We start from the raw sequence: 297 nt of genomic DNA, 5'->3' as shown, positions 1-297 counted from the left end.
CCCCCAGCACTTGTTCGGGCGAGATATACGGCCCGGTTCCCATCGGCAGACGGAATTCTTCATCGAGCAAATCAGGCAGACGGTCGTGACGCGATAAACCAAAATCGATCAGTACCGCCAGGCCGTTACGGGACATGATATTGCTGGGCTTGATATCGAGGTGGATCACATGTTGACGATGCAGATCATGCAGCGCATAGGCAATCTGTATGCCGGTGCTGACTACTTCGTCTATCGGTAACGGTGCCTGTTCAAAGCGGCTGCGCAGCGATTCCCCGGCGATCTGTTCCATCACAA

At 54.5% G+C, this 297-nt stretch carries 1 protein-coding gene; it reads right to left on the bottom strand.

Going from position 1 to position 297, the window contains the following annotated elements; translation table 11 throughout:
* Positions 1-297 (bottom strand): protein kinase domain-containing protein (locus KDM89_RS21610; protein WP_212689833.1); only part of this gene is annotated, 297 nt, incomplete at both ends.

Source organism: Cognatundibacterium luofuense (assembly GCF_018139685.1).
Taxonomy (GTDB): domain Bacteria; phylum Pseudomonadota; class Gammaproteobacteria; order Burkholderiales; family Burkholderiaceae_D; genus Undibacterium; species Undibacterium luofuense.
Note: the sequence above shows the minus strand (reverse complement) of the source record. Positions and strands in the feature narration are given on the sequence as shown.